9 protein-coding genes and 1 pseudogene are annotated in these 10253 nt (G+C 68.1%); 6 read left to right on the top strand and 4 right to left on the bottom strand.

The genetic code is table 11. The features are described 5' to 3' along the window. The first annotated feature begins 56 nt into the window (after positions 1-56). The 3 genes and pseudogenes from AB1I47_RS14340 to AB1I47_RS14330 form a co-directional block, all read left to right on the top strand. The gene (locus tag AB1I47_RS14340; protein ID WP_407935843.1) at positions 57-1229 is read left to right on the top strand and encodes an AI-2E family transporter; all 1173 of its coding nucleotides are present in this window, start codon (positions 57-59) and stop codon (positions 1227-1229) included. Positions 1230-1353: 124 nt separating this feature from the next. Then, complete coding sequence (locus AB1I47_RS14335; protein WP_354684408.1) at positions 1354-1569, top strand: hypothetical protein; 216 nt, start codon at positions 1354-1356, stop codon at positions 1567-1569. A gap of 9 nt (positions 1570-1578) precedes the next feature. Next, a pseudogene (locus AB1I47_RS14330) lies at positions 1579-1698 on the top strand (DUF3079 domain-containing protein); the annotation flags it as partial. Positions 1699-1713: 15 nt separating this feature from the next. On the opposite strand, the gene AB1I47_RS14325 reads toward AB1I47_RS14330, so the two are convergent. Next, positions 1714-2886 carry a zinc-dependent alcohol dehydrogenase gene (locus AB1I47_RS14325; protein ID WP_354684407.1) on the bottom strand — a complete coding sequence of 391 codons (1173 nt, stop codon included), beginning with the start codon at positions 2884-2886 and terminating at the stop codon, positions 1714-1716. Positions 2887-3170: 284 nt separating this feature from the next. Here AB1I47_RS14325 and gabD point away from each other — a divergent pair, with 284 nt between their 5' ends. Further along, complete coding sequence (gene gabD, locus AB1I47_RS14320) at positions 3171-4619, top strand: NADP-dependent succinate-semialdehyde dehydrogenase (protein ID WP_354684406.1); 1449 nt, start codon at positions 3171-3173, stop codon at positions 4617-4619. A gap of 48 nt (positions 4620-4667) precedes the next feature. Here gabD and AB1I47_RS14315 read toward each other — a convergent pair whose 3' ends face one another. The 3 genes from AB1I47_RS14315 to AB1I47_RS14305 all read right to left on the bottom strand — a co-directional run bounded on the left by AB1I47_RS14315 (position 4668) and on the right by AB1I47_RS14305 (position 6689). Further along, entirely contained in the window at positions 4668-5444 is a 777-nt protein-coding gene (locus AB1I47_RS14315; protein ID WP_354684405.1) for a hypothetical protein, read from the bottom strand. Between the two features lie 154 nt (positions 5445-5598). Further along, positions 5599-5940, bottom strand: coding sequence for a flagellar transcriptional regulator FlhD (gene flhD / locus AB1I47_RS14310; protein WP_354684404.1), 342 nt, complete (start codon positions 5938-5940; stop codon positions 5599-5601). An 8-nt stretch (positions 5941-5948) separates the two neighbouring features. Further along, positions 5949-6689 carry a helix-turn-helix domain-containing protein gene (locus AB1I47_RS14305; protein WP_354684403.1) on the bottom strand — a complete coding sequence of 247 codons (741 nt, stop codon included), beginning with the start codon at positions 6687-6689 and terminating at the stop codon, positions 5949-5951. A 399-nt stretch (positions 6690-7088) separates the two neighbouring features. On the opposite strand from AB1I47_RS14305, the gene AB1I47_RS14300 reads away from it, so the two are divergent. Further along, on the top strand, positions 7089-9083 hold the full coding sequence (locus tag AB1I47_RS14300; protein ID WP_354684402.1) for a PAS domain-containing hybrid sensor histidine kinase/response regulator: 1995 nt from the start codon (positions 7089-7091) through the stop codon (positions 9081-9083). Between the two features lie 120 nt (positions 9084-9203). Further along, a complete protein-coding gene (locus AB1I47_RS14295; protein WP_354684401.1) occupies positions 9204-10229 on the top strand; it encodes a tripartite tricarboxylate transporter substrate binding protein in 1026 nt (341 codons plus the stop codon). Positions 10230-10253: the final 24 nt, after the last annotated feature.

Below are 10253 nucleotides of genomic sequence, written 5' to 3'. Positions count from 1 at the left end.
GCTCTCGGGCGGCGCAGCCCCCCGCGCCAGCCGCCCCTGCGCCGCCCGAGAGCGGGCTGCGTGTGCGCATCACGGGCGCTGATGGTGACGCTGCGGAGCCGGCTGAATCGTCAGAGGCTCCCGTCGACACGCCCGCGGTCATGGTGGCCCCCGACGCCGTCAATACCGCCCTGCAACGCGCCAGTACCGCGCTGGTGGTGCTGGCCTGCCTGTTTTCGCTGTACGCGCTGCATATCGCGCGCGACTTCCTGGTGCCGGTGGTCATCGCCATCGTGATGGCCTACCTGCTCGACCCGCTGGTCAGCGCGCTGCAGCGCCTGGGGCTGCCGCGCGTGGTGGCCGGCACCATCGTGCTGCTGGCGCTGCTGAGTGCACTGCTCAGCGGCGCCTACCTGCTGCAAGGGCAGGTGGAGTCCATCGTCAACAGCCTGCCCGAGGTGGCCGGCAAGATATCGCGCTCGGTCGGCGCGCTGCTGAGCGGCGACGATTCGATGTGGCAGAAAGTGCGGCGCGCCGCCACCGTGCTGAGCGGCACCGGTCAGGTGCCCGCACGCGGCGCGCGCGTGGTGGTGGAGCATCCGGACCAGATCAACAACATGCTGCTGGCGGGCTCGGTCAGCATCTTCACCATGGCCGGGCAGGCGGTGGTGGTGGTGTTCCTGCTGTACTTCCTGCTGCTGGCTGGTGACACCTTCAAGCGCAAGTTCATCAAGATGGTCGGCCACACCATCTCGGAGAAAAAGATCAGCGTGCATATGCTTGACGAGGTCAACCGCTCGATCCGCCGCTACATGGGCATGCTGCTGGTGACCAATGTCGGTCTGGGCGTCTGTACCTGGCTGCTGCTGAAATGGCTGGGAGTGGACAACGCCGGAAGCTGGGCCACTGCCGCGGGCGCGCTGCACCTGGTGCCTTACTTCGGCGCGATGGCGATCGCCGTGTGCCTGGGCGTGGTGACCTTCATGCAGTTCGGCACGCTGGGCATGGCTGCCGCCGCCGCGGGTGGATCGTTGCTGATTGCGACGCTGATCGGTTCCGTGATTACCACGTGGATGACCGGTCGCATGGCCAGGATGAACGCCGTCGCCGTATTCGTGGCGCTGCTGCTGTTCACCTGGCTGTGGGGCGTGTGGGGCATGCTGCTGGCGATTCCCCTGATCACCATTGCCAAAGTGGTTGCCGATCACATCGAGGGCCTCGAAGTCGTTGCCGAATTCCTGGGCGAATAGTCGCAAATTGCACCTTGGGGCGCCGCATTGTCATAACCGCCGGCGCCAGTCCACCTATACTGGAAACACGAATGCTGCACCACAGCATTTCCTGTGCCGTGGATGCGTGCTGGAGGAAATAACAATGTCTCTGTGCGACCTGTGCCTGTCGCAACTGGACCGGCCCGGCCATGTGCCGCCGCATACAAAGCTGGTGAAGTCGGCAACGCTGCGCACTGCCAGCGGCCAGAATGCTTTCGTTTACCGATGCGACGACTGTGGCCAGACCCTGTTGCTGGCCGCCGAGGACGACGACGCGCCGGATCGCTGGACGCGGCTGGACGCGGACGGCTGGACCTGAGGGAGGATGTGCGGCAACGGCTCGAGCCGCACCCAGCATCCCATCGAACTGCTTGGCGACGACTGGCTGGAGTTCGGCGACTGGGGCATCACGGTGCCAGCCAGGGCAGGCACCGAGGGTACGGGCTGAGCCGCGCCGGCGCCGCTAGCCGACCTGCATCACCACCTTGACGCAGCCGTCCCGCTTTTCGCGGAAGGTGTGGTACATGGCCGGGCCGTCCTCCAGCGACACGCGATGGCTGATCACGAACGACGGATCGAACTCGCCCTGCTGAATGCGACGCAGCAAGTCCGCGGTCCAGCGGTTGACGTGGGTCTGCCCGGTCCGCACGGTCAGGCCCTTGTTCATCAGCGCGCCCATCGGGATCTTGTCGACCAGCCCGCCATAGACGCCGGGTACGGACAACACGCCCGCCGGCCGGCAGACGTAGATCATCTCGCGCAGCACATGGGGCCGGTCGGACTCCAGCATCACCGCCTGCTTGACGCGGTCATAAGCGGAATCGAGCGAGCCGGCGGCATGCGCCTCCAGCCCGACCGCGTCGATGCATTTGTCAGGGCCCTTGCCGGCGGTCTGCTCGTTGAGTGCTTCCGGGATGCTGACCTGCTCGAAGTTCAGCGGCGTCGCGCCGAGCTGCTCCGCCATCGCCAGGCGCTCCGGCACGCGGTCGATGGCGATCACGCGTTGCGCGCCCTGCAGCAACGCGCTCAGGATGCAGAACTGCCCCACCGGCCCCGCGCCCCACACCGCGACCACGTCCTCGGGCTCGATCTCGCACTGCGCGGCGGCCTGCCATCCGGTGGGCAGGATATCGCCCAGGAACAGCACCGACTCGTCCGAAAGCCCGTCCGGAATCCTGACCGGCGCAACGTCGGCATAGGGCACGCGCACATATTCCGCCTGCCCGCCGGCATAGCCGCCCGTCAGGTGCGAATAGCCGAACAGCCCGGCCGTGGCGTGGCCGAACACCTTGTCGGCGGTCGCCTTGTTGCGGTTGGTGCGCTCGCACACCGAGAAGTTGCCGCGCCGGCACTGGTCGCACTCGCCGCAGCAGATGGTAAAGGGCACCACCACGCGGTCGCCCACGCGCAGGCGCCGGTTGCCGGGGCCCACCGCGACCACCTCGCCCATGAACTCGTGGCCCATGATGTCGCCCTTTTCCATGCCGGGGACGAAGCCATCGTACAGGTGCAGGTCGGAGCCGCAGATGGCGCAGCTCGAGACCTTGACGATGGCATCGCGCGGATGCTCGATGACCGGGTCTGGAACCGTGTCGCAGCGGATATCGTGCTTGCCATGCCAGCAGAGTGCTTTCATCGCGAACCTCGCGTAGTCCTCGGACGCGCGGCGGTGGCCGCGCCACTGGCGCGGGCCGACGCAAGCTCTGTTCCAATGCGCCGGCGCGCGGGCGCCAAGGCAGCCGGCGGGGTCACGCTGCATCACCCCCGGCGTTTTACACGGCACCAACGGCAAGAACTACAACGCACGAGGAGGATTACAATCGGCATCACCGCCGTTCAGATCCGCAGCGCACCATCCCGCTGCGCACGAGCTTTTCCACGAGACCTCCGGGCACGTACCCGGATCCACCCGAGACGACCATGCTGAACCTCCAGGACTCCTCGCTGCTGCGGCAGCAGTGCTATATCGACGGCCGCTGGCTCGACGGCGAGCGCCGCATCGACGTGACCAACCCCGCCACCGGTGAACGTGTCGGCCAGGTACCGCAACTGGGCGCCGACGAAACCCGGCAGGCCATCGAGGCCGCCAACCGCGCATGGCCGGCCTGGCGCGCGCGCACTGCCAAGGACCGCTCGGCGCTGCTGCGCAAATGGTTCGAGCTGATCATGGCCAACCAGGAAGACCTGGCGCGCATCATGACCGCCGAACAGGGCAAGCCGATCGCGGAGTCGCGCGGCGAGATCGCCTACGCGGCCTCGTTCATCGAATGGTTTGCCGAGGAAGGCAAGCGCGTCTACGGCGATACCATCCCCGCGCCCGCGACCAACCAGCGCATCGTGGTGACCAAGGAGCCGGTGGGGGTGTGCGCGGCGATCACGCCGTGGAATTTCCCCGCGGCGATGATCACGCGCAAGGCCGGCCCGGCGCTGGCGGTGGGCTGCACCATGGTGCTCAAGCCCGCCTCGCAGACACCGCTGACCGCGCTGGCATTGGTGGCGCTGGCCGAGCGCGCCGGCATTCCCGCCGGCGTGCTGTCAGTGGTGACCGGCTCGGCCAGTGCCATCGGCGGCGAGATGAGTGGCAACCCGCTGGTGCGCAAGCTGACCTTCACCGGCTCGACCGAGGTGGGCCGCGTGCTGATGGCGCAGACGGCGTCGACCATCAAGAAGGTATCGATGGAGTTGGGCGGTAACGCGCCCTTTATCGTGTTCGACGATGCCGACCTCGATGCCGCGGTCGAAGGCGCGATCGTGTCGAAGTACCGCAATGCGGGCCAGACCTGCGTCTGCGCCAACCGCATCTACGTGCAGGCTGGCGTGTACGAAGCCTTCGCGCAGAAGCTGGTGGCCGCGGTGGGCGCGCTCAAGGTCGGCAACGGTATGGACGACGGCGTGCGCATCGGGCCGCTGATCGACGACAAGGCCGTGGCCAAGGTGGAAGAGCATATTGCCGATGCGCTCGGCAAGGGCGCCCGCATACTGCGGGGCGGCCAGCGCCACGCGCTGGGCCATTCGTTCTTCGAGCCCACCGTGCTGGCGGACGTGGCCCCGGGCATGCTGGTAGCGCGCGAGGAAACCTTCGGGCCGCTGGCGCCGCTGTTCCGATTCGAGACCGAAGACGAGGTAGTGGCAATGGCCAATGACACCGAGTTCGGCCTGGCCAGCTACTTCTATGCGCGCGACCTGGGCCGCGTATGGCGTGTGTCGGAACGGCTGGAATACGGCATCGTCGGCGTGAACACCGGGCTGATCTCCACCGAGGTGGCGCCGTTCGGCGGCGTCAAGCAATCGGGCGTGGGCCGCGAAGGCTCGCGCTACGGCATCGAGGACTACCTGGTGATCAAGTACACCTGCATGGCGGGGATCTGAGCCTGCAGGCTCCGGCGTCCGTGCACACGGACGCCGCAGCGTTTGTCGTCAGCCCGTGGTCGGCGGCCAGCCGGCGCGGCTGGTCACCCCGGACCGGCACGGCTCGCCTGTCCGGCAATCGCCGCGAAGGCGCTCGATCTGGGCGTGGAAGCGCTCCATCTGCTCGAACTGGTAGCTGGCGCGCTCGAAGCTGTAGCGCGTGCCGAACGCATACAGCGCGCCATCGGCCGTGCGCGACAGCCCTTCCAGCGCTTGCGCCAGCGCGCGCCCTTCCACGCTGCGGTGCCGGCGCAGCCGCCACGACAGCGCTTCCTGTCCCTCTCCCAGCAGCGTCTGGTCGAGATAGCCGAGCCGTTCCGCCGTTTCCTGCGCGTCATACAGTGCCGACAGGTAGGCGCACACGGCCGACAGCCGCTGGTTCATCTCGCCGCCGCGCAACAGCAGCTCGCGCGCGCAGGCGCGGAAGCGCTCTGCCACATAGGGCTCGCCGCCGCCGACGGTTTCCTGCGCATAGGTGGCCAGCGGCCGCACCGCGGCTGCCAGCCCCGGCGGCAGCACGCTGGTGCAACGGCTGGCGATGGCCTGCTGCAGCGCGCCGTCGAGATCGCAGCAGGTCGGCATGTCCGCATCGACATAGAACTCCAGCAATGCCTGCCGACCCTGCCCCACCGACACCACCGTGCGCGCCGGCAGCCGCGCTGCCGCGGCCAGCACGTCCAGCGCCGCATCGATGCAGTGCCCCGCATCGCCCCCGCCACCCAGTGCGTGGACAATGTCCTGCGCCTGCACTGCACCCACGATTTCCGTGCGGGTGCTCGCGGGCATGAGGCCGCCCCGGCGGCTGCCGGCCCCGGCCGTTGCAGCGTGCATCATTTCGACATGCGTCATCGCATTGCCCGTCATATACCCTCCGAATCCGATTGCTGAGCCCGGCCTGCCGGGCGAGGTTCCGATACCGTCAAGAGATTCCGGCTGTGCGTCATGGCAGTCCGCCGGTGTCCTGCGATGCCATCACGATCGCCGCATGCAGGTTCTGCAGCTCGTGCGGGGGCCCGGTCTCGGTCAGCATGGCCAGCAAGCGGGCGTCATCGAGCCGGAAGCGGCACAGCACCACGTTGGACCGCGCCAGCGCCACCATCTGGGCCGGCGTCAGCGCGGCCAGCGCCAGGCCCAGTTCGCGCCCGATGCCGAGCCGGAACAGCGCTTCGGCCTCGTTCTCGCGCATCAGCCGCTGCACCAGCAGCAGGTAGGACAGGTTCAGCGCCTTGACCTCGCGCACGAGCTCGCCGGCGGAGGTGGGCGTGCCGCTTCCGGTATCCATGGCGGCATTCATGGCATCGCACCCGCCGCGCAAATCGTCGGGCGCCCGGCGATGGCGCGCAGCGCAGGCTTGTCGAGCAGCTCGACCCTGCGGTGCCGCACGCGGATCAGCCCGCTATCGTCGAGCCGCGAAAACTGGCGGCTGACCGTTTCCAGCGTCAGGCCGATATAGCTGCCGATCTCTTCGCGGCTCATGCGCAGGATGAACTCCGACGACGAGAAACCCCGCGCGGCAAAGCCGTCGGCGATCCACAGCAAGAAGGTCACCAGCCGCTCTTCTGCCGTCATCAGTGCCAGCATGGTCTGCAGCGCCCGCGCGCGCTGCGCCTGCTGGTCCAGCGCCAGGAAAAGCTCGTTGCCCAGCACCGGCGTGGCCTTGGTCGCGGCGCTCACCAGGGCGACCGGGATCAGGCATAGCTTGGTGTCTTCCAGCGCGGTGGCGTAGGACGCGTAGCGGGGAAGGGCCACGCTGTCCAGGCCGACCATGTCGCCGGGAAAGTGGAATCCGACCACCTGCGTGCGTCCGTCGCCGGTGGTGACATGGGTCTTCACTGTGCCGACACGAATCGCATACAGCGCGACCACCGGGTCGCCGAGCAGGTACAGCGACTGGCCCTTGCGCAGCCGGACCGTGCGCTGCCGCGACAGCCCGCCCTCCATGCACAGGCGCGCCATCGGGCAATGAGCACTGCATGGCATCGGGTCGGAAATCAGGTGGGACAATGCAGGACGATCAGCAGGCTGTGTCATGGGCGCCTCTTTCAGGAACCTGCACCGCGCGACACCCGCTGGTGCACCGGCGCCCGGACCGTCCGGAACTTGCGGCGCGGCCAAATGGCTTGTTACTGTGAAGCGGAGATATCAAATGCATGTTCCCGTGACAAATATTGACGGCGCAAAAAAGCTGTGGCCCATTTTTACGGAGCCGATATTGCCGAACAATCTGTACATTCCGAATCTCCGGTCGGAAGCTTCCGGCGCCGTACCGGAATCGCAGGAATTCCGCGACACGCAAGGCTCGCAGCAACACGAGGCCGTCTTGCTTTCCCTGTGTGGTCCCGGCAGGGGTATCCTTGCAGCACGACGAGCATCGAGCGCCCTGGCGCTCCCCCGAACGCACGCCAGGAAACCGCCCGTTCAGGACACGCCATGAAGAAAGCCCCCGCCGACCCGCAAGAACTTGCCGGTGTCGCCAACGGCCCGGTAGCCGGCGGCGTGCCTGGCGAGATGCCGGCCAACGTACCCACTGATGTAAGCATCGGCGCCCTGGGCGATACGCCCTACCGCACGCTGGTGGAGTCGGTCCAGGACTACGCCATCTTCACGCTCGACGTGGACGGCCACGTCTCGAGCTGGAACAAGGGCGCCGCGCGCATCAAGGGCTATACCGCGGCCGAGATCCTGGGCAAGCACTTTTCCACGTTCTACACCCCCGATGCGGTTGCCCGCGCCTGGCCGCAGGCCGAACTGAAGGCCGCCGCCGAACTGGGCCGCTTCGAGGACGAGGGCTGGCGCGTGCGCAAGGACGGCACCCGCTTCTGGGCCAACGTGATCATCACCGCGCTGCGGGATGCCGACGGCACGCTGATCGGCTTCGGCAAGGTCACGCGCGACATGACCGAGCAGCGCCGCACCGCCGAGGCGCTGCGCCAGAGCGAAGAGACGCTGCGCCTGCTGGTAGAGGGCGTGAAGGACTACGCCATCTTCCTGCTCGATCCCACCGGCCATATCATCAGCTGGAACTCCGGCGCGTCCTATATCAAGGGCTACCGCCGCGACGAGATCATCGGCCGCCATTTCTCGCTGTTCTACCCCGCCGAGGATGTCGCCTCCGGCAAGCCCGCGCGGCATCTTGAGCGGGCGCGCCGCGCGGGGCGCGTCGAGGACGAGGGCTGGCGCGTGCGCAAGGACGGCTCGCTGTTCTGGGCCAACGTCACGCTGACCGCCGTCTATGACGAATCGCGCTCGCTGTTCGGCTTTGCCAAGGTCACGCGCGACATGAGCGAGCGCCGTCGCCGCGAAGAGCTGGAGCGCTCCAGCCAGCGCATGAACGAGTTCCTGGCCACGCTCTCGCACGAGCTGCGCAACCCGCTGGCGCCGGTACGCAGCGCGCTGGAGGCGATACGCCTGGCGCCCGCCGACGGGGCCCTGACCAACAAGAGCCTGAGCATGATCGAGCGCCAGGTGGCGCATCTAAGCCGGCTGGTCGACGACCTGCTGGACATCGGCCGCATTACTTCGGGCCGGATCGAGTTGCGCCCCGAGCCGGTCGAGTTCAACGAGATCATCGCCCTCGGCATCGAGGCCGCGCGTCCGGCGCTCGATGCCAGGCGCCAGCATGTGGCGGTGCAGACCTACGCCGCCACCATCCGCATGAATGCCGACAAGACCCGGCTGGTGCAGGTGATGCAGAACCTGGTGCTCAATGCCTCCAAGTTCTCGCCGCCCGACACGTCGATCGGCATCGTCACGGCGGTGCAGAACCGGACGCTGCAGGTCCAGGTGACAGACGAGGGGCGCGGCATCGCGCCGGAGTCGCTCGAAGACATCTTCAACCTGTTCGTGCAGGAAGGCCGGCCCGGCACCGACGCGCATGGCGGCCTGGGCATCGGCCTGTCGCTGTGCCGCTCGCTGGTGGAGCTGCACGGCGGCACCATCGCCGCGGCCAGCGCGGGGCCGGGTCTGGGCAGCACCTTCACGCTGCGCCTGCCGATGCCAGCCGGGCACGAAGCGCTCACGCCGCAACCCGCCCACCCGCTGACGCAGGAGCTGGAGGCCCAGCGCATCCTGCTGGTCGACGACAACCGCGACGCCGCCGACAGCCTGGCCATGCTGCTGGAATTGTGCGGCCACGAAGTGACCATCGCCTACGACGGCGCCGAGGCGCTGCACGTGGCGCCGCGCTGCCGCCCGCATATCGCGCTGATCGACCTGGCCATGCCGGGCATGGACGGCTTTGAGGTGGTGCGCGCGATGCGCGACGTGGCCGGCACCGAGCAGACCCGTTTCGTCGCGCTGACCGGCTTCGGCCAGCCGGCCGATCGCCAGCACACCGAGAACGCCGGCTTCCACGCGCACCTGGTCAAGCCGGTGGAGCTGGAGACGCTGTTCGGCACCATCGCGCGGCTGCGCGGCCATCCGTGAAGCCCGCGGCCTGGCCGCGGCCTCGCTGAACCCGCCCTTCGCCAATGCCAAACCCGCGGCCGCGCACGCTGCGACACACTGACACCCTTTCATCGCAGCGACAGAAGAAAGGAGACAGCGATGCAGGGTTGGAGGATCGGCCGGGTAGGCCTGGGGGGCTGGTGTGGCTGGTATGGCCTGAGGCGTGCAGCCACGGGGCTGCTGTTTGCGTTTGCCGCCACGGCGGCGGGGACCGCGCTGGCGGATTATCCGGACAAGCCGGTGCGGCTGGTGGTGCCGTTCCCGCCGGGGGGCGCCACCGACCTGCTGGCGCGCGAGATCGGCAATGCGTTGTCAGTGCGGCTGCACCAGCCGGTGGTCATCGACAACCGGCCCGGCGCCGGCGGCAACCTGGCCGCGATCGCGGTGGCGCGCGCGCCGGCTGACGGCTATACGCTGCTGTTCGGCACCTTCGGCTCCCTGGCGGTCAACAAGAGCCTGTACGACAAGCCGGGCTACGATCCGCTGAAGGATTTCGCGCCGGTGGCCTCTGTGGCCTACCTGCCCAATGTGCTGGTGGTCCACCCGGGCGTGCCGGCGAAGAACGTGCAGGAACTGCTGGCCCTGGCGCGCAGGGAACCAGGCAAGCTGACCTATGGCTCGTTCGGCAACGGTTCGTCGTCGCACCTGGCCGGCGAGCTGTTCACGCACCTGGCCGGCGTCAATATCACGCATATCCCCTACAAGGGCAGCGCCGCATCGATGACCGACCTGATCGGCGGGCGCATCACCATGATGTTCGACAGCGTCTCGACCGCGCTGCCGTATATCCGCGACCACCGCGTGCGCGCGCTGGCGGTGACCACGCAGAAGCCGTCGGAGCAGTTGCCGGGCGTGCCCGCGCTCGCCGCGGCCGGCGTGGCCGGCTACGAGCTGACGGCGTGGTTCGGCGTGGCCGCGCCGGCCGGTACGCCCAAGGCGGTGATCGACCGTCTCAACGGCGAGATCGTGGCGGCGCTGAAGCAGCCGGAGATGGCGGCGAAGCTTGCCAGCCAGGGCACGGTGCCGTTCCCGGCCACGCCGGCGCAGTTCGGCAGCTATATCCGCGCGCAGTACGAGAAGTGGGACGGGCTGATCAAGTCGGCCAAGATCCGGCTCGACAACTGAACCCGGCGCGCGTCCCCACGCGGG

The organism is Cupriavidus necator (assembly GCF_040578825.1).
GTDB lineage: Bacteria > Pseudomonadota > Gammaproteobacteria > Burkholderiales > Burkholderiaceae > Cupriavidus > Cupriavidus necator_E.
The sequence above is the reverse complement of the archived record's forward strand: the minus strand, read 5'-3'. Positions and strand labels throughout refer to the sequence as shown.

Bases quoted from the DNA above. Each gene is read 5' to 3' on its own strand.
- AB1I47_RS14335 (WP_354684408.1), top strand. From the start codon at position 1,354: ATGTCTCTGTGCGACCTGTGCCTGTCGCAACTGGACCGGCCCGGCCAT.
- AB1I47_RS14325 (WP_354684407.1), bottom strand. From the start codon at position 2,886: ATGAAAGCACTCTGCTGGCATGGCAAGCACGATATCCGCTGCGACACG.
- gabD (WP_354684406.1), top strand. From the start codon at position 3,171: ATGCTGAACCTCCAGGACTCCTCGCTGCTGCGGCAGCAGTGCTATATC.
- AB1I47_RS14315 (WP_354684405.1), bottom strand. From the start codon at position 5,444: ATGCCCGCGAGCACCCGCACGGAAATCGTGGGTGCAGTGCAGGCGCAG.
- flhD (WP_354684404.1), bottom strand. From the start codon at position 5,940: ATGGATACCGGAAGCGGCACGCCCACCTCCGCCGGCGAGCTCGTGCGC.
- AB1I47_RS14305 (WP_354684403.1), bottom strand. From the start codon at position 6,689: ATGACACAGCCTGCTGATCGTCCTGCATTGTCCCACCTGATTTCCGAC.
- AB1I47_RS14300 (WP_354684402.1), top strand. From the start codon at position 7,089: ATGAAGAAAGCCCCCGCCGACCCGCAAGAACTTGCCGGTGTCGCCAAC.
- AB1I47_RS14295 (WP_354684401.1), top strand. From the start codon at position 9,204: ATGCAGGGTTGGAGGATCGGCCGGGTAGGCCTGGGGGGCTGGTGTGGC.